This window comes from Pseudomonas sp. RGB, from assembly GCF_007713445.1.
Taxonomy (GTDB): domain Bacteria; phylum Pseudomonadota; class Gammaproteobacteria; order Pseudomonadales; family Pseudomonadaceae; genus Aquipseudomonas.
This window is the reverse complement of sequence record NZ_VMSH01000018.1, coordinates 1-20,082: the sequence shown is the minus strand read 5'-3', so window position 1 is coordinate 20,082 and position 20,082 is coordinate 1. Positions and strand designations below refer to the sequence as shown.

18 protein-coding genes are annotated in these 20,082 nt (G+C 61.1%); 5 read left to right on the top strand and 13 right to left on the bottom strand.

What is annotated here, in order from left to right; genetic code table 11:
* From FPT15_RS26060 to FPT15_RS26030, 7 genes are all read right to left on the bottom strand, one after another.
* On the bottom strand, window positions 1-1,311 hold the full coding sequence (locus tag FPT15_RS26060; RefSeq protein ID WP_145165703.1) for a transporter: 1,311 nt from the start codon (window positions 1,309-1,311) through the stop codon (window positions 1-3).
* A 49-nt stretch (window positions 1,312-1,360) separates the two neighbouring features.
* Window positions 1,361-2,110 (bottom strand): hypothetical protein, encoded by a 750-nt coding sequence (locus FPT15_RS26055; protein ID WP_145165702.1) that lies wholly within the window; start codon window positions 2,108-2,110, stop codon window positions 1,361-1,363.
* Between the two features lie 37 nt (window positions 2,111-2,147).
* The gene (locus tag FPT15_RS26050) at window positions 2,148-2,825 is read right to left on the bottom strand and encodes a C39 family peptidase (protein ID WP_145165701.1); all 678 of its coding nucleotides are present in this window, start codon (window positions 2,823-2,825) and stop codon (window positions 2,148-2,150) included.
* A 62-nt stretch (window positions 2,826-2,887) separates the two neighbouring features.
* Window positions 2,888-3,583 carry a heme utilization protein gene (locus FPT15_RS26045; protein WP_145165700.1) on the bottom strand — a complete coding sequence of 232 codons (696 nt, stop codon included), beginning with the start codon at window positions 3,581-3,583 and terminating at the stop codon, window positions 2,888-2,890.
* A 66-nt stretch (window positions 3,584-3,649) separates the two neighbouring features.
* Window positions 3,650-4,213, bottom strand: a complete 564-nt coding sequence (locus FPT15_RS26040) for an adhesin (RefSeq protein WP_145165699.1) — start codon at window positions 4,211-4,213, stop codon at window positions 3,650-3,652.
* Window positions 4,210-4,662, bottom strand: coding sequence for a hypothetical protein (locus FPT15_RS26035; protein WP_145165698.1), 453 nt, complete (start codon window positions 4,660-4,662; stop codon window positions 4,210-4,212). Before FPT15_RS26035 ends, FPT15_RS26040 begins: the two co-directional genes overlap by 4 nt.
* A gap of 315 nt (window positions 4,663-4,977) precedes the next feature.
* Window positions 4,978-5,973 (bottom strand): FecR family protein, encoded by a 996-nt coding sequence (locus tag FPT15_RS26030; protein WP_145165697.1) that lies wholly within the window; start codon window positions 5,971-5,973, stop codon window positions 4,978-4,980.
* 154 nt (window positions 5,974-6,127) lie between these two features.
* Here FPT15_RS26030 and FPT15_RS26025 point away from each other — a divergent pair, with 154 nt between their 5' ends.
* Complete coding sequence (locus FPT15_RS26025) at window positions 6,128-6,397, top strand: PepSY domain-containing protein (RefSeq protein WP_106579755.1); 270 nt, start codon at window positions 6,128-6,130, stop codon at window positions 6,395-6,397.
* Window positions 6,398-6,416: 19 nt separating this feature from the next.
* On the opposite strand, the gene FPT15_RS26020 is transcribed toward FPT15_RS26025, so the two are convergent.
* Complete coding sequence (locus FPT15_RS26020; protein ID WP_145165696.1) at window positions 6,417-11,573, bottom strand: dermonecrotic toxin domain-containing protein; 5,157 nt, start codon at window positions 11,571-11,573, stop codon at window positions 6,417-6,419.
* Between the two features lie 169 nt (window positions 11,574-11,742).
* Between FPT15_RS26020 and FPT15_RS26015 the strand changes: the two genes are divergently transcribed.
* Window positions 11,743-12,780, top strand: coding sequence for an Ldh family oxidoreductase (locus tag FPT15_RS26015; protein ID WP_145165695.1), 1,038 nt, complete (start codon window positions 11,743-11,745; stop codon window positions 12,778-12,780).
* A 50-nt stretch (window positions 12,781-12,830) separates the two neighbouring features.
* Here the strand turns inward: FPT15_RS26015 and FPT15_RS26010 are convergent, their stop codons facing one another.
* Window positions 12,831-13,151, bottom strand: a complete 321-nt coding sequence (locus tag FPT15_RS26010; protein ID WP_106579758.1) for a YqjD family protein — start codon at window positions 13,149-13,151, stop codon at window positions 12,831-12,833.
* 163 nt (window positions 13,152-13,314) lie between these two features.
* On the opposite strand from FPT15_RS26010, the gene FPT15_RS26005 reads away from it, so the two are divergent.
* Window positions 13,315-13,569 (top strand): hypothetical protein, encoded by a 255-nt coding sequence (locus tag FPT15_RS26005; protein ID WP_003190904.1) that lies wholly within the window; start codon window positions 13,315-13,317, stop codon window positions 13,567-13,569.
* Here the strand turns inward: FPT15_RS26005 and FPT15_RS26000 are convergent.
* Window positions 13,541-14,461 carry a LysR family transcriptional regulator gene (locus tag FPT15_RS26000; RefSeq protein ID WP_145165694.1) on the bottom strand — a complete coding sequence of 307 codons (921 nt, stop codon included), beginning with the start codon at window positions 14,459-14,461 and terminating at the stop codon, window positions 13,541-13,543. The genes FPT15_RS26005 and FPT15_RS26000 overlap by 29 nt on opposite strands.
* 91 nt (window positions 14,462-14,552) lie before the next feature.
* Here FPT15_RS26000 and FPT15_RS25995 point away from each other — a divergent pair, with 91 nt between their 5' ends.
* Window positions 14,553-15,479, top strand: a complete 927-nt coding sequence (locus FPT15_RS25995) for a carbon-nitrogen hydrolase family protein (RefSeq protein WP_145165693.1) — start codon at window positions 14,553-14,555, stop codon at window positions 15,477-15,479.
* Window positions 15,480-15,515: 36 nt separating this feature from the next.
* On the opposite strand, the gene FPT15_RS25990 is transcribed toward FPT15_RS25995, so the two are convergent.
* From FPT15_RS25990 to FPT15_RS25980, 3 genes are read right to left on the bottom strand one after another with little or no spacing between them, the layout of a single operon-like run.
* Entirely contained in the window at window positions 15,516-16,073 is a 558-nt protein-coding gene (locus tag FPT15_RS25990; RefSeq protein ID WP_145165692.1) for a GNAT family N-acetyltransferase, read from the bottom strand.
* The gene (locus FPT15_RS25985; protein ID WP_145165691.1) at window positions 16,073-16,534 is read right to left on the bottom strand and encodes an LEA type 2 family protein; all 462 of its coding nucleotides are present in this window, start codon (window positions 16,532-16,534) and stop codon (window positions 16,073-16,075) included. The genes FPT15_RS25990 and FPT15_RS25985 overlap by 1 nt, the downstream gene beginning before the upstream one ends.
* 12 nt (window positions 16,535-16,546) lie before the next feature.
* Window positions 16,547-17,974 carry a nucleobase:cation symporter-2 family protein gene (locus FPT15_RS25980; protein WP_145165690.1) on the bottom strand — a complete coding sequence of 476 codons (1,428 nt, stop codon included), beginning with the start codon at window positions 17,972-17,974 and terminating at the stop codon, window positions 16,547-16,549.
* A gap of 232 nt (window positions 17,975-18,206) precedes the next feature.
* Between FPT15_RS25980 and FPT15_RS25975 the strand changes: the two genes are divergently transcribed.
* Window positions 18,207-19,832: a methyl-accepting chemotaxis protein gene (locus tag FPT15_RS25975; RefSeq protein ID WP_145165689.1), complete on the top strand. Its 1,626-nt coding sequence runs from the start codon at window positions 18,207-18,209 to the stop codon at window positions 19,830-19,832.
* The last annotated feature ends 250 nt before the right edge of the window (window positions 19,833-20,082 follow it).

The following is a 20,082-nucleotide window of genomic DNA, read 5'->3' as shown; positions in this document are numbered from 1 at the left end:
TTAAAAGTAGTACGGGAATTTCAAGCTGAAGGTAAAGTCCGGCGCATCGTCCGTCATCCCGATCGACAGGTTCGGCACGATGGTCAGGTTTTCCGAGGCGGCAATGGTCATGCCCACGTTGAAATAACCGGCGTTGGCATCGCTGGACACCACCGACTGCCAGTCCTGGCCGTTTTGCTTGATCTTGCTTTTGCGCTGCACCAGGTCCGACACGGAAAACGACATGCTCATTTTCTCGTTGAGGGCGAAGGCGACCCCCAGGCCAAGTTGGAAGCTGTCGCCCAGGCTGATTTTGCCGGGGACTTTCTGGTTGACGTTAGGGCTGATATCGCCGAATGACTCTTCGAAGTTATGCGTATACGACAGCGAGCCGAACAGCACCGCCGGATCGAAGGTTTTCACCAGGGAGATGCCTGGCGTTACCGACCACACACCGTTGCCCGTCGGCAGGCTTTCCGGCACGGCAAGGTTATTGTTATTGGCTTGCTCGATCAGCTTGATGCCGTAGGGCTCCTGGCCGGTCGGGGCCTTGACGCGCACTGACACCACTGCATCCGGCAGGTTGGCGCTTTCATCCAGGAACTTGTAAGCAATACCGAAGTTGACATCGCCGATGGTCGGGTCTCGGGTCACCGACGCTTCAGACGTGGCATTGGAGTCGCCGTTGGCACCGCCCGACTGATAAGTCGACTCGCGGTACACCACCGGCACGTTCAAGTCGAACTGCCAGCGATTGTCCAGGTTGTAGCGCCCGGTCAGGTCCAGGGTCCAACTGTCGGATTTGATTCGGTCCAGGTTAATGTTGCCCAGGAAGATGGAGTCCAGGGCCAAAAAGCCGTTGAGGGAGAGCTGGCGAGCATCGTAGCGGGCATAGGTAAGGCCGGTTTCGAAGCTGAACTTGCCGTTACCGAAAAAGCCGCTGGCTTCGTTGTACAGGTTGCTCACGCTTTGTGCCGGGGCCGAGTCGTCCTTGAGGCTTTGCCCGTAGGAACTGCCGCCGCCGGCGCCACCCGAGGCGGCCGCCGCACCTGTGCCAGGCGTATGACCGGCCACGGTGGTGCCGCCTTTCTGGAAGTCGGCGGGGGATTTGGCCAAGCGTTTGGGAGCGGGAGTTGCGGGTTGGTCTTCTACCTGCCGTACGCGTTGTTCCAGTACGGCCAGTGCTTTTTGCTGCACTTCATAGCGTTGTTTGAGTTCCAGCAGTTCCTGCTTCAAGGTCTCAATGTCGGCATCCGGCGCGGCGTATAGCATTGATGCAGGCAAGAGCGTACTCAAGCAAACCACGGCACGTAACGATAACGATCGATGCATGAAATAAGCCGTCCCTTTCTAATGCGTAAGTGTCGTGGCTCAGCGTAGTTCAATATCCGGAGGGGCGTAGGCCTTTGAGTTGATCGAGATTAAGGTTTTGCGTGAGGTTGTTCAGACCGTTGTTGCCCAGCACCACATTGAGTTGGGTCATGTTGTTCACAAAGTTGCTGTTGCCTTGGATGACCGTGCCTTGCAGGACGTTGCCGCCGCCGATTTGCTGCACCGCATTGCCCTGGTTGTTACTGGCCTGAAGCGCCATTTGCAGCCCGCCGTTATTGGCCGTGACCGTCACCTGGCCGGCAGCGGTGCCGCCGGTGATCGGCTGGCCAGCCATCAGCGCCTGCCCTGATTGCACGTAGTTGGCAGGCGCCAGGCCGTTTTGGGTGACGTTGATGTCCACGCCGTTGCTGGCGGTGTTGCCGTCGCCCGCTGCGCGCACGCTTTGCGTCACGCCCTGGCCCGTGCCCAGGCCTGCGCCGCCGATGACCGTGCCGGTGCCTTGTGGTTGCTGGGTGACGCCGGTGCCATCATTGCCGGTCACCTGCACGTAAAACTGAGGGGTCACGGTGGCTGAGCTGACCTGCATATTGGCCGTGCCGGTAACGGTTGCACCGGCGGCATTGGTCCAGGTGCTGCTCATGACGATCCCGAAGCTGATAATCCGCCCCGGCATGACATAACGCCCACGCAGCTCGGCCATTTCCGAGTCCTTGAGTTCGATCGGCTTGAACGCCGAAGAAGCATAAGCAGGTACTGAGGCTGCCAGGCACATGACCGTCAGCCAGCTTCGAGTGTTCATCGTGTGCTCCTGGAGCATCCTGCTCCTTATTGCGCTTCTAGAAGAAGTCGCTCTGGATAAAACCGAAGTCCATCAATTCACTGTCGCGTACGGGGCTGAATTCGTTCAGTTGGCTCTTGGCGGTCAGTGGGTTGGGCGGCGTGAGCAGGGCGTTGGCCTTGTCGTAGCCCTCGCCGATAACCGCGAACACAATGCCGTTCCAGCCTTTGACGAAATCGTCTTTGGCATAACGCTTGTTACCCAGCACGGGGTCGCCGATGTACACCCAGTCGTTGTCGGCCCGTTGCAACACCACGAAATGCTTGTAGCCACGAATATCCAGCAACACCACCACCGGCACTTTCACGGTGATCAGTACTTGCGGGGTGATCCGGTAGCCCTTGGCGCGCATGTGGATGCTTTCCAGGTAGCGCTTCATGTCCAGCATCGAAAAGCCCTGGGTGCGCACCAGGTTCTGGTCGGCGTTGACCAGCATGCCCTTGATGACGTGGTCTTCATCCACGTCCATCCAATAGGCTTGTCGCAGGATGGTCGCCAGTGCGGCCGCGCCGCAGCTGAAGTCGGTTTTCTGTTCCACCAGGTTGGCGAACTTGCGCTCGCGGATGCTCTCGACCTTCTTGTAGACCACCGCGCCGTTAGGCATGACCACGGCCATTTGCGCCGCCCAGGTCGGGCCGGTGAGTGCCAGCAGCAGAAGGAGGGCTCCGAAGCGCATGATCGTAGGACCTGTTGGACACTGGAAATAAAAAGGGCCTTGTTGCCAAGGCCCTGTCTGCATCAGAAGCGAGTGATTGCGACGTTGTTCTGACCTTGGTTGTTGCTGCCCGACAGAACGTTGGAGTTCGACACGCCGGAGCTGAAGTTCATCGAGTTGTTCACGCTGGCGTTGTTGACCACCGGTTTGCTGCTCCAGCCGTGGCCGCTGCTCAGGTTCTGGGTCAGGTTACCCGACACGTCCTGCACGCCGGCGACGGTTGCGGCACCGCTGTCGCCATTACCCGAGGCGATTGCAACACTGCTGCTGCCCTGGTTGGAGGTGCCCGATGCGGCGTTCAGTTGAATAACGCCCGAAGCGTGGTTACCGCTGTCGTTGAGGGATGCGTTGTTTTTGGTGCCGCTGTTGATCACCAGGTTGCCGGTGTTCGACTGTGCGGTGCCGGTGCTGGCGAATACGAAGTCGGCGTCGCCGGATACGATGGCGACATCGTTTTTGCCTTGGTTGTTGTCGCCGCTCAGCACGTTGCCGTTGGCCACGCCGCTGATGTTGTTGTAGGAGTCATTTGCCGACGCGTTGTTCTTGGTTTTGTCATTGAGCACCACGTTGCCGTGGTTGCTTTGACCGTCTTGGGTGGTCGCCGCTGCGGTCGTTGGCGCAGACTGTGGATGATGGTTGGGTTGACCCGCTTGAGCAGCAACAGCCATGAGCGCAGCGAGAGCGAAAGCCAGTGGTTTGAGGGCCATTGTAGTTTTCATGGTGTATCTCCTTGCTTCTATTAGTTGGTTAAGTGTTGGTACGTTCCAGCTACCGACTCAGCTCCATCAGTTGAGTCGTAAATTCAGGGTGTTAGCCACTCGGTTCCCCACCCCGGCGCTCTGGTTGACCTGAACCACTCCACGGCTGCCGGTGAAGGCCTGGTCGCTGGTCACGACCTGGCGGCTGCCAGTGGTAGAGGTCAATCCTGAGTCGGTTGCAAGCGCAACGTTCTGTTGCGACATGACGCTGTCGTCGATGCTCTGCGGGCCAGCGCTGATGCTGATCCGCACGGCATTGATCATTTGGTTCTGGGCCCCGGCCGACTGATTGACGCTCAGTGCACCGTTGCCATTGCTGAAAGCGTTGCCTTGGATCGTCGTCCTGGCGTTCAGCGCGCGGTCGGCCGCAGCGCCGCTGATTTTTTGCGTGACGGTCACCGTTGACTGGGCGTTGTGGCCCACAGCGATCGCAACGTTGTTGCTCAACTGTTGTTGATCGCCCGCAGCCTGGTTGATCGAGACCACGCCGTTGTACTGCGTGCCCGAGTTATCGATGCTGGCGTTGTTGTTGCTGTCGGCCATCGCCGCTGTACAACCGAGCGCCGCCAGTAGCATCCAGGTGCGATTCATTTCATCGCCCCCCCGACCATGCCGCTGATGTTGTTCAGCGGGGCGAGGCCGCTGGATATCGCACCGTTGACCGTGCCCGAAATGCCGCCGCCACTGTGGCCGGCCGCGCTGCTGGCGCCCAGGCCTGGACCGCTGCCAATCGTGTTCAAACCAGTGATGTCGCCGTTGGGCATGATGCTGCGAGTAATGCTTGAGCCGCTGCTGATGCGCCCAATGTCGTTGTCGCTGAGTTCATTGGTGGAGGCGCGCAGCACTTGCGCTGACGGATTGGCATTGACGGTGTTGGGGTAGGGGTCGACGCCGCGTGAGCGGCCGATGACATACGGTTGAACCTGGCGCTCAATCACGATCACGCCATCACCTGCCGCGAGCACTGGAAGGCTTGCGCCGGCACTCAATACGCAGCTGATCAGCAGGAGGCTCAGTGAGCCTGAAGTGTGTGTGTCCACGGCAGTGTTCCTTATTCTTAGCGCTGACCCTAAACAGCGCTGTAAGGGAGAGAGCAGAACGCGTGCCGCTTTTTATTTGTTTTTGAAATTCAGAGGGTTGGGATCAAAGCAAGGCGAAGTGATGGTCGTGCTGTATCAGCGTTGAGACAGTGCCCCCGTGGCCGCGCATAGGCGGCCCCGCCTCAAGGCTGTCTCATGGCTGAAACAGTCGGTGTGACAGAACGATGAATCCGCTCAGCACGGGCGGTTCAGGGCACACATGTGTTTCAAAAATGGACACTCAGGGCGCAAGCGGTCCCGTTGATGCAAAGGGCATCAGCCTTTGGGGGCTTTACGTGGAATTGAATTGAGCACGGGGTTGCCGTCCTGGTTCTGGGTCAGGTAGACCGGCAAAACCTTGGGCAGGGAGGGGACGAGGTTGTTGACCTCGTTGATGTTGTAGATGCCGCCGATACGAATGGTCCCGGTGGTGGTGTCTGCCAGCATCACGGGTTTATTCAGGTAGCGGTTGATCAGTGGCAATGCATCGGCCAGCGCCAGGTTGTCGAGCACCAGTTTGCCCTGGCGCCAGGCAAGCGCGGCGTCATTGGGGCTGATCGCGGCGATTTGCGGCGTAGCATCGCCTGTGTGGTAGCTCGCCTGCATGCCCGGAGTCAGCGGCACGCTGCCATGCACGGCGTCGCTGGAAATCTGTACCGAGCCCTCAAGCAGCATTACCCGCACCTGGTCCTCGTATTTCCAGACGTTGAATTGCGTGCCCGTGACGCGCACCTGGCCGTCGCCAGCCCGCACGATGAAGGGGTGATGGCTGTCGTGAGCGACCTTGAAAAACGCCTCACCCTTTTTCAAGGTCGCCCGGCGCTCGTCCTTGTAATGGCTGTAGACCAACTCGGTGCCCAGGTTCAGCTCCACCTGGCTGCCATCGCCGAGGGTGATCTTGCGCAGGCCCTGGGTGGCTTCGAAGTGTTCATACGAGCTGGGCAACCAGCCCGCTTCCCAGCCCGTGAGGGCGGCAAGCGGCAAGGCCGCCAGGCACACGGCTGCGGCAACGGCGTAGGCGCGCAGCCGCCTGCGCGGCTTAAATGTCAGCACCGCCGGCGCCGGCTCGCTGCGTGGGAGGTGATCGGCCACGTCCCAGATTTCCAGCATGGCCGCGTATTCGAAGGCGTGCAGGGGATGGGCGTCGTGCCAATCTGCAAAAGCCTGACGTTCGCCCGCCGTGCAGTCATCGGCATGCAGGCGCATGCACCAATGCGCGGCGGCGTCGGTGATGGCGTCATATTCGGCTTCTGAAAGGGACTTTTCGCTCATTAACTCATCCTGATTTCGCACATTCTAACCTCCCGAGGCGGATGGCGAGAACAGCCATCATGGCGATTGCACATCAATTGGAACTTATTCTCGTTTGAAAACATCAGAAAAACAGAGGACATGAGTCCGTCATTCCCCCCAATGGAGTACGAAAATGCTGAAGAAAACCTTAGTCGCCCTGTGTGCAACCACCGCGCTGCTCAGCGCTGGCGCAGCCCTGGCGGATAAACCGGGCGCGGGCTGGATAACCATCGAGAAGGCCATTGAAACCGCCAAGGCCAAGGCCGGGTATGTCGAAGTCTACAGCGCCGAAGCCGATGACAAAGGCTACTGGGAAGTCAAAGGGCGCAAGTCCGATGGCGTCGTCTATGAAGCGCGTATCGATGGCGCTTCGGGCAATATTCTGCGTGACCAGAAAGACTGACGTGCCGCCGGGAGCCTGCTCAGGCTCCCGCATCCAGCGCGCGGCCCAGTTGGCAGATCAAGTAAGTCACCGAGTCGGCATTCGCCAGAATGGTGTCGATGCGTTTGTCCGGGTCGCTCATGAAGATCGCCCGGGCGTCGTTGAGCGTCCTCGCACCGGTGGTGTTCAACACTTTATTCTTCAAGGCTCGGGTCCAGGGACGGTCACCAAAATCCTCCCATTGCTCGCTGAACACATCCCAGGTCTTGAACAGCATCGTCGCCGGCGTCAAGGTTGACAGCGCCGTGTCGCGCAGGTGAGCAAGGTCCATCAACATCAACGGCGCGCCGCTGACGTGTACATTGATCAGGTCTGTAAACGGTCGCATGGTGTCCAGGTAGGCCAGGTCTTCGGTCGCGGAAATCAAGTGCGTTATCTCGTGAATCAACGTCGTCGCGCGTGCGTGCGCCGAAATGTCGAACGGGACGATCAAGCGGTTCTGATAGATGTCCATGCGTGGGTCGAAGAACCGGTCCAGCAGGTAGATCTTCTTTTCGGCGTCGTTGGGCAAGACGAAGGCGAAGGTGTCGTGTGGGCTGTACCGGTGGATACCGCTGACAAAACGCATCGAGTCGGGGGCGGTCAGGGTGGGATTGACCAGTTCATCGAGCACTTCGTCGACTCGCCGTTCAACCCTGTGCATTTGTTCAGCGGTCATCGTGATGACGCCGAACAACTCACTTAAAAAACGTCCGACCCGACTGTTCGGGGCTCTCAGCACGGCAAAATTGACGATGTTGCGCTTGCAGGTGACCGCATAGTAGGTCGCAACGTTGAGCGCTTCGTCGATACAGTGCGCCTTCCAGCTGGACAGCGCGGCGATTTCCCGCAAACCCACGGCCTCGATATTGATGGCTTCCCGCTCGGCTGCACGGGTGGAAAGCCTGCCTGCGTAGCGGCTCAAGGTTTTTCCAAAGCGCGGGTGATGCCGGTCAAGGTCCAGCAACCACTCGCCCAGGGCGTTGCGCTGCAAATAAGGGCCTTGCTGTGCACCGTTGCTGATGCGCCAGTGCTCACCGGCTTTTTTCACGGGGTAGACTTTGCCCGCCAGCGGCACCAGGCCGAGGGCGCCGATGTCATCGTGGTACACGTGGCTGTAGGCGCTTTTTGTCAGGTCGGCCAAGGCAGTGTCGTGGTGTTCAAAGGTTTGCAGGTGCGTACGCAGCGGCGCTGTCAGGTCCTGCTCGGCCAGGCTGGTCGCGGTGGGGGCAGGGGCCTTGAGCCATTGCTCCAGCGTCGGTTGCTCCGCGGGGGTTGGCGCATCGGGCAAAACCCTCTCCAGGCTTTTGCGCAAGGTGGCCATTTCGGCCACGCCTAGCGCGAAAGTTTTCAAGGCGTGCGCCCAGCGGTGTTGCTGCAAGTCTTCGGCAGACAGTTTGAACAGTTTGTAGCTGCGCCACACCACCAGCGGGTACGTGAGTTTGCCCGCCATCAACTGCAGGGTCTTGGGGATATTGCTGGTCAGCAGGCGGGTGATCGCCTCCCACTGTGTTTTGCCCGCAAGCGTGAACTGGCAGCTCAGCATCCGGTTCAGCATCTCGCTGTTGTCGGCAAACAGACGGTTGAGCAGGTTACCGCTGATGGGTGATGAGCCCAGACGAATCTCCGCGTTCTGCTGACGCCCATGCGGCTGCAGCAGATGGCGGTAAGTCGCCTGATGGGCCGTTTCCAGCTGACCCACGACCCACTCCTGCAAAGCCCCGGGCGTACTGAATTCATCGAGCAGGGCGGCTTCATTCGCGTATTCCCTCAACACATGTTGGGGGCTGTAGGGCGCGTACAAAACCACTGGGGCGGAGGCGTCGGCGTGCGGGCCGATCAGGTAGCAACCCAAGGCCTTGACCAGGGCTGCACCCTCGGTGGCTATCAGTTCCAGCGGGCGAATGGTTGCCGTCACGCCGCGCACGGCGGCGCGAGCCACGGCGTCAGGCATATCCAACACCTGCCGGATAAAACTCCAGGCCGAGCCGGACAGCCGCCCATCCAGTTTTTGTTCGTGGGCGTATTGCAGCAGTTGCCAGGGCAACTGCCGACAGAACAGGTGACGGCGCTGGCGTGTGTCTTCGGTTTGACCGCCCAAGTGACTGGTCAGCAATGCTTGGTAGAGGCTTTTCAAGTCCAGCTGTCGAACCAGTTGCACCACGGCATTACCGTCCAGCGTGGACGGCAGCGGCGTGGCAGTACGTGAGGTCGGGCGGATCTGCTCGGCGCGCAACGCGGGCAGGTGCCGCAGGGCGAAGTCCGTCAGCGTTTGAATGGTGCCTTCGCGTTCGATACGCGCAGGAATCAGTATGTTGTCCGGGTTGACCACCTGCCCGGGAAAGCGCGCATTGAGCAGGGTTGAAAGCGTGCTCATGACCTGTTCGCGCAAGGGCGTGATGCTGTGCAGATAGTCACGCTCGTCCGGCGCACTGAGGCGATATTGTTCAAGCAGTTCGGCATGCAGGATCTGCTCTGACGGCTGCGCCATGCCCAGCCATACCGGCAGCGCTTGCTGGTTGACCAGGGCGCGGGTAAGCGTGACAGCCCTTTGCAGGTTGGACGGAGGCGCCCGCCGGATCAGCGCGTCCATGCAGTCCTGAAAGCGTTGTACGTTCACTGGCATCGACAGCAGGTGATCAACCTCGCCCGACAGGAACTGGTTGTAGGACTGTTGACGGTTGTTGAGCAAATGATCGTCGATGCGTTGCATCGGGCCCAATTGAAGGCGTTGATGAGGCACACGCCTCGACGCCGGCAGGTTTTCGACAAGGGGCAGGCGCGCCTGCTCATCCTGCAAGCGTTGCCCCAATTCATCGCGCAAGGCCTGGATCGAATCAAACGCCTCATAGCCGCGACTCACCGTCCATAGCAGCGCTGCACCGGAATGAAGAACGTCCAGGCCGCCGCGTTCCGACAGCACAAAACAATTGGCCAGGGGCTGCAGCGCGGTCTGCGTACCGACCTTCAAGGTCAGGCCATAGGCATCCGGTATAAAGCCGTTCAGGCCGTGGCGCGTCAGCCTGTCCATGCTGTCGGCATTGAGCACGCTGGCCAGCAGCCCGAGATGAGCCGGCGGCAAAGTCTTGGACAAGCGCCTCAGCTCAGCTTCGCCACTGAGGCCCTGAAACATCGCCTGGCCAAGATGCACAGGGTGAGTGTCCACCAGCAGGTGCGGCAGCGCGCGCAAGCCTTGCGTAAACGAGCTCAAGACCCGCTCGATGACCGCGTTGAACGTGGCCACGGTCAAACTCGGCACCTGGTAGGCGACGCCTTTGCGCCGCTGGTAAAACCCGCTCCGGCTGGAGCCGGTCAAGGCGTTGGCCTGCCGGGCGAGCCGCGCGATGAAGTGTTCAACCATGTTCAACGAGGTCTGCGGTGGGCGCTCTTCGCGCTCCAGTGCTGTGGTGGCGTAGGTGTTGATCTCAATAGCGTCGGCACTCAGGGCCAGGTGCCTGCTGGCCAACTCTGCCTCCAGGGCGTGGGCTGCCAGCTCACGAAGGGGCCTGTGTTTGCTGCGTTCGAGCACCAGTGCCGCATTGACCGCGTGCAGCCGCTGCAAGTGCGCCTTGGCCTTTTCCGCGATGACCGTGCCGGGCTGGCCACTGCCCGTGGTGATGGGGTGGACGCTCCAGCGCCCTTCGGTTTCCTGCTCCATCAGACGGCTGTCGAGCAGTGTGCGCACGTCCAGCGCACTGTCGAGCAGAGCGGCCAGGTCGATACTGCCCGCGCCGCGCCGATACAGGCCCAACGCATGTTCCAGGTTGTTGAACTGTTTGGCCGCGATGTCTTCGATCATCTCCTCGAAGACATTGCCGACCACGGGATGGCCCGTGACGTGCAACGGCTCCGTGCCGACAAACAGACTGCGCTCATCCAGCGAGACGAAGTTGAGCAGCTCATCTTCATGCCCGGCGGTCCTGAGCATGACCCGCAGCGTATCGTTAAGGGCATTCATGTCCTTGAGTACCTGCAGACCGCGCGACTGAGTGTAGAGATAAGCGTGGGTGTAGCTGATCAGCAAGGTGCTGGCCAGCTCCACCGTCTGATGATAGGGCGCGTGAACGCGCACTTTTTCCACGCTCAGGCTACTGGCGTAGGTGGCGCGGGCAGCCTGGTCCGAGAGAAACAGGGCGCGCAGCGCCTGGCTTTCTTCAGTGCTCAGGATCGTATTCTGGTGTTTGAACAACAGGTCGGCGCGAAACTTGTCACTCATCACCCGGGCAAAAAAGCGCAGGCGTGATTGCCCGCCGTCGAAGTCTTCGTTCCAGTAGGTCTGGAGCAGGCTGTGCAACAGGCTCGAAAGGAGGCTGCCGGTTTGTTCGACGAGGCTGTCCCAGCGTTGTTGGTCTTCGGCCAGTTGCGCCTCGGTAAACGCGCGGGTGTCATGGCCGATGTTGAAGAACGTGTGGGTCTGCCCAGAAGGCCAGGCTTGCTTGACGTAAAACTGCAGCAGCGCATCGCGCAGTGGCATCGAGGCGACCCAGCGACGGTCTGCTGCCGTCGAGGCCTGGCTGAAAAAATTAACCCGCGTATCGCTCTGGTTGAGGCCGGGAAAACAGGTCCGGGCCATGATGGTGAGCAATGTGTCGAGCATCCAGTGCAGGCTGGGGAGCTTGCGCAACTGCTCGAGCATCGCGGCCACATTTTTTTGTTGGCCGGCCAGGATGGCCTGCTCCTGGTCTTCCATGACCGCGCCCGGGATGACGGCGGTGCTCACCGTCAGGTGCAGATTGACCGGCAGTGCATCACGCTCGCCGATGGCCACAAACTGCAGCCACTCTTCGCGCTTGGCCGGATGTGCCAGGCGCTCCTGCACGTCAATGAGCAGGTCGGCGCGGCTGTCGAACAGCTCCAGGCCGCCATAGGGACTGTAGAGCACGGCCTTACGGGCATCGGGTGTGGGGCTCATCATAAACGCCCCGGCCAGCACGATGGCGGGCTTGCCCTCAGCGGTGGCCAGCAGCCGTTCCACCTTCATCGGGTAGCCGTGCAGCGCCTCATTCTGGCGCGCTGCATCAGTGGCGTAGTAGAGCGTGTGCAGCCAATCAAGGTCCTTGACCGAAAACCCCAGCGCGCGCTCGCGCGCAGTCGGGGCTTTGCGTTTGACGGTCCGTAGGAACTCATCGAAAAAGTACGGCGGTGTCACGTGCGTCATGGGGTGCTCTCCTTCCACGCGGCGGTCATCAAGGGCCAAAGTAGGAGGTCGCACAGCACGCTTGGCGGTAGATAACGCAAGCGCCCGTTGACAGCAGGCACAGGAGGCGTTGTTTAATCGGCGGTCTGGATTCTTGTTGTCTCTTCCAATTATAAAATCGGAGCTACAGATGTCTGCCCAGTCCCCGCTCGTTGACAGTCCTGCAGCATTCATCGGTTTCAATGACCTGGTGGGATTGCTGCAGGCGATATTCGTCAAGCACGGCACTTCGCCGCAGGTCGCCTCGATCCTGGCGCGCAATTGCGCCAGCGCCGAGCGCGACGGTGCGCACAGCCACGGCATTTTCCGCATCCCCGGTTACCTCAGCACGCTGGCCAGCGGGTGGGTCGACGGCAAGGCCACGCCCGTGGTCACGGATGTGGCGTCCGGCTTCGTGCGCGTGGATGCTGGCAACGGGTTCGCCCAGCCGGCCCTTGAAGCGGCGCGCGCGCTGTTGGTAGACAAAGCTCGCAACGCCGGCATCGCACTGCTGGCGATTCACAACTCACATCACTTTGCTGCGCTGTGGCCGGACGTCGAGCCCTTTGCCGAAGAAGGGCTGGTGGCGTTGAGCGTGGTCAACAGCATGACCTGCGTGGTGCCCCACGGCGCCGACCGGCCGCTGTTCGGCACCAACCCCATCGCCTTCGCCGCACCGCGCGCCGACGGCTCGCCCATCGTCTTCGACCTGGCCACCAGCGCCATCGCCCACGGCGACGTGCAGATTGCCGCGCGCAAGGGCGAGCGCTTGCCGCCGGGCATGGGCGTCGACAGCCTCGGCCAGCCGACCCAGGACCCCAAAGCCGTGCTCGAAGGCGGCGCGCTGTTGCCCTTTGGCGGGCACAAGGGCTCGGCCTTGTCGATGATGGTCGAGTTGCTGGCGGCGGCGCTGACGGGAGGCAATTTCTCGTTTGAATTCAACTGGGCCGATCATCCGGGCGCGCGGACACCCTGGACCGGGCAATTGCTGATCGTCATCGACCCGAGCAAGACGGCCGGGCAAAACTTCGCCGAACGCAGCCAGGAACTGGTGCGGCAGATGCATGCGGCGGGGTTGCGGCGCTTACCGGGGGATCGACGTCACCGCACACGGGCGAAATCGCAGCAACAAGGTATTGAACTGGACGCGCAAGAGCTGGCGCGCTTGCAGGCCTTGCTGGAGACGTAAAAAAGGGGCTGCGCCAACGGCGCAGCCCCCCATGCATCAGGTACGGTGTATCAGTTACGGCGACCCAGCAACAACCCCACCACCAGGCCGAAACCTGCGGAGATGGCCACGGTCTGCCATGGATGGCCACCGATGTAGGTTTCGGTCGCGTCGACCACCGGCTTGCTGCGCTCGCGCACGTTGGAGACCGACTCCAGCGCTTGCTTGAGTTTGATGGCGACCTGTTCGCGCAGGGTTTCGCCTTCTTCGCCTACCAGGGAAGCGCTGCTCTTGAGCAGTTTGTCCGACTCTTCGATCAACGCCGTCAGTTCACTGAAAGCTTGATCCTTGATTTGATCTTCGACAGCTTGGGCGGCAGATTTGCGGGCCATTGTGTGACTCCTTGCAGGTGAATGTGACAGTGAACAATGGAGTGTTGGGCGGCAGCAAAAGTTGCAGTTTTTTTGCCGGGGCCTGTTTTTGGGCAAAATCCGAATCAGGAAATTTCGACCTACAGTGTAAGATGTCGCCTATTTATGCAGCAGGTAATTCCACATGAGCTTCAATCTCGCCAATAAAACCCTCGCCGAACGCGCCGAGCTGGAAGATGAAAAGTCACGCCTCTACGACCTGTGGCAGACCAACCTGGGCAAGGCCAAGGGCGAAGCGGCGCGTTTGTTCGGCGAGCGCGCCAAGCGCAAGGGCAAGTGGGCTGAATGGGTGCGGGCAGAACTCGACGGCATGTCGCCGCCGGAGTTTTCCAACATGGTGCGCAGCGAAGTCAACAAGCTGATGGCCGCGGCGAAATAAAGCACGCCACAATCGCCTCGCGGACCTTGAGCAACAGCGGATCAAGCTGCGCCTGGGTGCGCCAGCCCAGTTCTACCGGGTAAAACGGCAGCGCCAACGGGCAGGGCAGTACCCGCAAGCCGGTCATGTGCGCAATGGCCTGGGCCGCATGCCCGGGTATCGTCGCCACCGCCGTGCTGCCCTTGAGCAGAAATGGCAGCGCGGCAAAGTGGCTGGTGGACGCGCACACCTGGCGGCTCAACCCTTGCGCCGCCAACCCTTCATCGGTGATCCCGATAAACCCGCCCGACGACACCAGCACATGTTCGCGCGCGACGAACTCATCCAGGCTGATAGCGTGCTGGCTGGGCGCCAGGCTGTCCGGGTCGACCAGGCAGCGATAATCCCCTTCGCCCACGACCTGTCGACTCAGCCTGCGCTCGGCAAACCCGCCTGCGGTGATGGCCAGGTCCAGGCTGCGGTCGAGCAGGGCCGCGGCGACGATCTGGCTGTGGGTCTGGCGGAAGATCACCCGCAGCTTGGGCGCACAGCCGGCGATGGCCTCCATCAGCCGGCGGGCGTAGGCAATCTCGAAGTCATCGGATAACCCCAGGACCACTGAACGCCCGTGATAGTCATGGTTGTCCGGGTGGACCATGGCCAGGCTTTGTCGGCAGCGGTCCAGCGCTTCGCTGATCACCGGTTTGAGCTGATTGGCGCGCAACGTCGGCGCCAGGCCACGGCCGGTGCGCACAAACAATTGGTCGCCATACACGTCGCGCAAACGCCGCAGGCCTGCGCTGATCGCCGACTGGGTAACGCCCAGGCGCAAGGCGGCGCGGCTGGCGCTCGACTCGTCGTGCAGGGCTTCGAAGGTTTTCAGCAGGTTCAAGTCAACCTGGGCGATATTCATTTGGCTCATATCATTCAGCACTGAAGTGGGCTTTATTCATGATCGCGGCTGCCCGGAGAATGGGCAACCCCCCTTACCTGGAGTGATCGTGATGCCCGTTTCTACCGTGGCTGCCTTGCAAATCGGTGCCTTGCCGGAAGGCAAAGCGCAAACCCTGGCGCAAATCCTGAGCTATGAACACGAGATTAAGCGCAGCGGTGCGCAATTGGTGGTGATGCCTGAAGCCTTGCTGGGCGGCTATCCCAAGGGCGAGAGCTTCGGCACGCAGCTGGGTTATCGCCTGCCGGAGGGGCGCGAAGCCTTTGCACGCTATTTTGCCAATGCGATCGACGTGCCGGGCGTCGAGACGCAAGCGCTGGCCGGGTTGTCTGCCCGCACCGGTGCCAGCCTGGTACTCGGCGTGATCGAGCGCAGTGGCAGCACGTTGTATTGCACGGTGCTGTATTTCGAGCCCAACGGCGGGCTGGTTGCCAAACACCGCAAGCTGATGCCCACCGGTACCGAGCGGTTGATCTGGGGCACGGGCGATGGTTCGACCTTGCCGGTGATCGACACCGCCGTAGGCCGCATCGGTGGTGCGGTGTGCTGGGAAAACATGATGCCGCTGCTGCGCACCGCGATGTATGCCAAGGGCGTGGAGGTATGGTGCGCGCCGACCGTGGATGAGCGCGAAATGTGGCAGGTGAGCATGCGCCACGTTGCCCATGAAGGGCGTTGCTTTGTGGTCAGTGCTTGCCAGGTGCAGGCCTCGCCTGCGGCGCTTGGCGTGCAGGTGGCCAATTGGCCGTCAGACCGTGCGTTGATCGCGGGCGGCAGTGTGATTATCGGGCCGATGGGCGATGTTCTGGCCGGGCCGTTGGTGGGAGAGGCCGGGTTATTGACCGCGCAGATCAACACCGATGACCTCGTCCGGGCACGTTATGACTATGACGTGGTGGGGCATTACGCGCGGCCGGATGTGTTTGAGCTGGTCGTGGATGAGCGCGCCAAACCGGGCGTGCGCACCCTCACCGACTGAAGCCGGCCAAGGCGCAGGTGCCGGCAAGCCCGGCGCCTACCGCGTGGCAGGTAGCGTGTTGAGCCACTCTTCGCGGGTTATTTCCCAAATATCGCGCGCGAAGGTGCCCTCGACAAACCGACCTTCCTGCGACCTGATCAAGCGCATGCCGGTGAGCTCGGATATCCGCCGCGAGCCTATATTGGGCGCGGCCTTGGGCACACGCAGCACCGGGCGCTTGAGTACCTCGAACCAATACTCGGTCACCGCCGCGCTGGCTTCGGTCATCAAGCCCTGGCCTTGCCATTGCGGGCCCAGCCAGAAGCCGCGGTTATCGTCCTCTTCGTCCATCAGGCTGATATTGCCGATCAACTGCTCCGGCGCACTTTTGAGGCGGATTGACCAATGCCACTGCTCGTCCCGTGCCATGGCCGGCAAGGCGACCTGTTCCAGGTAGCAGCGCGCGCCATCGGCCGGGTAGGGCCAAGGCACGTCGGCGTTGAGGTAGCGCACCACGTCCCAATGCGCGAACTGCTGCTGGATAGCCTCGGCATCCGCGAGCACCAGCGGGCGCAGGATCAGTCGTTGGGTAAACAGTACCGGTTGGCGGGCCATCACCAGGTCGCCGTGTTCGGCAGGTCCAGCGTGCCGCGCTCGACAAAACGCAGGGTGCCAAACAGGCCACCCGCCAGTTTGCCGCGCAGCACATAGGGCAGGTTGTTCAAGCTCTGGGTCTGGCTCAGGCCCAGGGTCTGGCGCAACACGGAAAACGCCGAAACACTCACCGGCACCATCAGCACGGTTTCAGAAAACCGTGGGATCGAGCCCGACTGGTCACTGACCCCCGACGCCAACGGCCGGCCATTGACGTCCAGGTCCAGGGCTACGCCGCTGTAGTCGATCGCCGTGTCATTGGGGTTTTGCACGCGCAGTTTCACGGCGAATCGTACTTCCAGGTCCTGGCTTTGCAGCGGCTCGATGCCGACCACGCTGATGTTGACCGGGTCACGATTGGGGAACAGCGCGCAGGCGCTCAAGGTCAGCAGCAGTAACGATAGAACCATGAGCTTGCGCATAAAAAGGTGCTCCTATTTCGTGACGTCCGGGTCCTGCATGACCTTGAGGGTAGAGGACTCCGGATCAAATTCATCTTCTTCCAGCTCTATGAACTCTTCGGGCAGGAAAATGTTCAGCAGAATTGCACAGAACGCGCCCACCGTGATTGGCGACTCGAAGATGTTGTGCAGCGCCTTGGGCAGGTCGCGCAGCACTTCCGGTACGGCGGCCACGCCCAGGCCCATGCCCAGGGAAATCGCCACGATCAGCACATTGCGTCGGTGCAGCCCGGCTTCGGCGAGAATCTTGATCCCGGCCACGGCCACCGTGCCGAACATGATCAGCGTGGCGCCGCCGAGCACCGGCTTGGGCATCAGTTGCAGCACTGCGCCGATCATCGGGAACAACCCCAGCAGCACCAGCAGGCCGGCGATGAAGTACGCCACATAGCGGCTGGCCACGCCGGTCAACTGGATCACCCCGTTATTCTGCGCGAAGGTCACCATCGGCAGGCTGTTGAACGTGGCGGCCATGGCCGAATTGAGGCCGTCGGCCAGCAGGCCCGACTTGATGCGTTTGATATACAGCGGGCCTTTGACCGGTTGTTGCGAAATCATCGAGTTGGCAGTCAAGTCGCCAGCGGCTTCCAAAGGCGAAATCAGGAAGATCACCGCCACCGGGATAAACGCCACCCAATCAAACGAGAACCCATACTTGAACGGCACCGGCACGCTGATCAGCGGCACATGAGGCAGTGCTGCCAGATCGACACGGCCCATGCACCAGGCCACTACAAAACCCAGCGTCAGGCCGATCACGATTGAACCCAGGCGCAGGAACGGGTTGCTGAAGCGGTTGAGCACCACAATGGTCAGCAGCACCAGCGCCGCCAGGCCCATGTTGCCGGCCGCACCCAAATCGCTGGCGCCATAACCGCCGGCCATATCGGTAACCGCCACTTTGATCAGCGACAAGCCCATCAAGGTAATGATGGTGCCGGTCACCACCGGGGTGATCAGCTTGCGCAGCTTGCCGATGAACTGGCTCAGCACCACTTCGATAAAGGCTGCGAAAAAGCAGATACCAAAGAGCGTCGAGAGAATTTCATCGGTGCCGCCGCCCCGGGCCTTGACCATAAAACCGGCGCTGAGAATCACGCTGATAAACGAAAAGCTGGTGCCCTGCAGGCACAACAGACCCGAACCGACCGGGCCGAATGTGCGCGCCTGCACAAACGTGCCGAGCCCGGACACGAACAGCGCCATGCTCACCAGGTACGGCACCTCGCTTTCAAGGCCCAGCACGCCGCCGACGATCAAGGTGGGGGTGATGATGCCGACGAAACTGGCGAGCACATGCTGCAGTGCGGCAAAAATTGCCGCGGTGAAGTGCGGGCGATCTTCCAGGCCGTAGATCAGGTCGGATTTATAGCGGGGGCGAGGGGGTTGAGCGTCAGACACAATACAGGCCCGGTAGGGAAAGGGGGGCGCAGGATGCCAGAAAGTGCCGGCCGTCAGAAGTGTGTAAAAATTTTTCGAAACACCCTGCATTAGATCCCGGCACCTGCCGATACCGTATTCAAGCCCACACAACTCTTACAACAGTGGTGCCCAAAGATCAGAGCGGTGCGTTGACGCCCACTGATCGTGTCGCGGCAGGGACGCTCGCCCACTCTTTCTCGAGAGCAACCCTATGTCCCTACGTAATCTGAATATTGCCCCGCGCGCGTTCCTCGGTTTTGCGTTCATTGCGTTGCTGGTCGTGATCCTCGGCGTATTTGCCGTTAACCGCATGACACAGATTCGCCAGTCTTCCCTGGACATGGGGACCATCCAATTACCCAGCATGAAATTTCTCGGCAACATGACGGAAAACGTCCTGCGCTTGCGCATCCTGTCGTTCCGGATATTGATCAACCGTGAGCCTGCGGCCCTTGAGGAGGCCAAGACCCGCGTAGCGGTGTTGGTCGACAAGGTCAAGCAGGCCCAGCGTGCTTACGCGGTCATGCCGGCAGGCCCGGAAGAGGCGGCCCTTTACAAAGCCTTCGCCGCGACCCTCGACAATTACTTCGCGGCGCAGGCCGAGATGATGTCGCTGTCGCAGCAGAACAAAGTCGAGGAAATGCGCAGCCTCATCAATACGCGGATCAAGGACGGTACGGATCTGATGGGCGAGCAGCTGAACAAACTGATCGCCATCAACAGCGTCGATGCCGACCAGGCCGGCCGGGACGCTGAAGGCAGCTACCAACAGGCCGTCAGCGGCATCATCATCGTTTCGGTGGTGGCGGCGTTGATGACGGTGTTACTCGCCTGGCTGCTGACCCGCAGCATCGTTGCGCCGCTGCGCAAAGCGGTGCAAGTGGCCGAAACCATCGCCAGCGGTAACCTGACCACGCTCGTCGAAGATGCTGGCAAGGATGAACCGGCCCGCCTGCTTGGCGCTTTGTCCGCGATGCAGACCCACCTGCGCCAGACCATCCAGCACATTGCCGGTTCGGCCACGCAACTGGCCTCTGCTGCCGAAGAATTGAGCGCCGTCACCGAGGAAGCCTCCAGAGGCCTGCAACAACAGAACAACGAAATCGACCAGGCCGCCACCGCCGTCAACGAAATGACCGCCGCCGTGGAAGAGGTGGCGCGCAATGCGGTGTCCACCTCCGAAGCGTCCAGCCAGTCCAACCAGGCGGCGCGCGAAGGCCGTGACCGTGTGGTGGAGACGGTCGGCGCGATTCAGACCATGACCCAGGACGTACAAACCACCTCGGTGATGATCGAAGGCCTGGCGACGCAGGGCCGTGACATCGGCAAGGTGCTGGACGTGATCCGCGCGATTGCCGAACAGACCAACCTGCTGGCGCTCAACGCAGCGATTGAGGCGGCACGCGCCGGTGAAGCCGGGCGTGGCTTTGCGGTGGTGGCCGATGAAGTGCGGGCGCTGGCGCATCGCACCGCGCAGTCGACTCAGGAAATCGAGAAAATGGTCGCCGGCATTCAGACGGGTACCGGCGAAGCGGTGCAGTCGATGCAACAAAGCAATCAGCGCACCCAAAGCACCCTGGAAATGGCCCGAGCCGCCGGTGTGGCGCTGGAGCAGATTACGCAGTCGATCAGTTTGATCAACGAGCGCAACCTGGTCATCGCCAGTGCTTCTGAAGAGCAGGCCCAAGTGTCCCGCGAGGTGGACCGCAACCTGATCAACATCCGCGACCTGGCGACTCAGTCGGCAGCCGGCGCCAACCAGACCAGCGCCGCCAGCCACGAACTATCGCGCCTGGCAGTGGATTTGAACGCGATGGTGGCGCGGTTCGTGATCTGATGATCGAGGCATGTTGGGTGTGCGTTGCTCCCTGTTTTCGCTCAGTTTTTGCCAATGCCCAGGCGCCGACCTGAGGGGGGCAAGCACAAGCAGAGCGGCTTTACGGTGGGAGCTGGCTTGCCTGCGATGCAGACACCGTGGTGTATCAGGTACACCGGGTTGATGCCATCGCAGGCAAGCCAGCTCCCACCTTTGACCGAGTACACACGCCACCCCTCTACCTGATGCACTGCGATCCAAATGTGGGAGC

What these genes read in the sequence shown, in the direction of transcription:
- FPT15_RS26010 (WP_106579758.1), bottom strand. Translation starts at nt 13,151, where the DNA reads ATGGCCCGCAAATCTGCCGCCCAAGCTGTCGAAGATCAAATCAAGGAT.
- FPT15_RS26055 (WP_145165702.1), bottom strand. Translation starts at nt 2,110, where the DNA reads ATGAACACTCGAAGCTGGCTGACGGTCATGTGCCTGGCAGCCTCAGTA.
- FPT15_RS26005 (WP_003190904.1), top strand. Translation starts at nt 13,315, where the DNA reads ATGAGCTTCAATCTCGCCAATAAAACCCTCGCCGAACGCGCCGAGCTG.
- FPT15_RS26030 (WP_145165697.1), bottom strand. Translation starts at nt 5,973, where the DNA reads ATGAGCGAAAAGTCCCTTTCAGAAGCCGAATATGACGCCATCACCGAC.
- FPT15_RS25990 (WP_145165692.1), bottom strand. Translation starts at nt 16,073, where the DNA reads ATGGCCCGCCAACCGGTACTGTTTACCCAACGACTGATCCTGCGCCCG.
- FPT15_RS26040 (WP_145165699.1), bottom strand. Translation starts at nt 4,213, where the DNA reads ATGAATCGCACCTGGATGCTACTGGCGGCGCTCGGTTGTACAGCGGCG.
- FPT15_RS25995 (WP_145165693.1), top strand. Translation starts at nt 14,553, where the DNA reads ATGCCCGTTTCTACCGTGGCTGCCTTGCAAATCGGTGCCTTGCCGGAA.
- FPT15_RS25975 (WP_145165689.1), top strand. Translation starts at nt 18,207, where the DNA reads ATGTCCCTACGTAATCTGAATATTGCCCCGCGCGCGTTCCTCGGTTTT.
- FPT15_RS26015 (WP_145165695.1), top strand. Translation starts at nt 11,743, where the DNA reads ATGTCTGCCCAGTCCCCGCTCGTTGACAGTCCTGCAGCATTCATCGGT.
- FPT15_RS25985 (WP_145165691.1), bottom strand. Translation starts at nt 16,534, where the DNA reads ATGCGCAAGCTCATGGTTCTATCGTTACTGCTGCTGACCTTGAGCGCC.
- FPT15_RS26060 (WP_145165703.1), bottom strand. Translation starts at nt 1,311, where the DNA reads ATGCATCGATCGTTATCGTTACGTGCCGTGGTTTGCTTGAGTACGCTC.
- FPT15_RS26025 (WP_106579755.1), top strand. Translation starts at nt 6,128, where the DNA reads ATGCTGAAGAAAACCTTAGTCGCCCTGTGTGCAACCACCGCGCTGCTC.
- FPT15_RS26000 (WP_145165694.1), bottom strand. Translation starts at nt 14,461, where the DNA reads ATGAATATCGCCCAGGTTGACTTGAACCTGCTGAAAACCTTCGAAGCC.
- FPT15_RS26045 (WP_145165700.1), bottom strand. Translation starts at nt 3,583, where the DNA reads ATGAAAACTACAATGGCCCTCAAACCACTGGCTTTCGCTCTCGCTGCG.
- FPT15_RS26020 (WP_145165696.1), bottom strand. Translation starts at nt 11,573, where the DNA reads ATGACGCACGTGACACCGCCGTACTTTTTCGATGAGTTCCTACGGACC.
- FPT15_RS26050 (WP_145165701.1), bottom strand. Translation starts at nt 2,825, where the DNA reads ATGCGCTTCGGAGCCCTCCTTCTGCTGCTGGCACTCACCGGCCCGACC.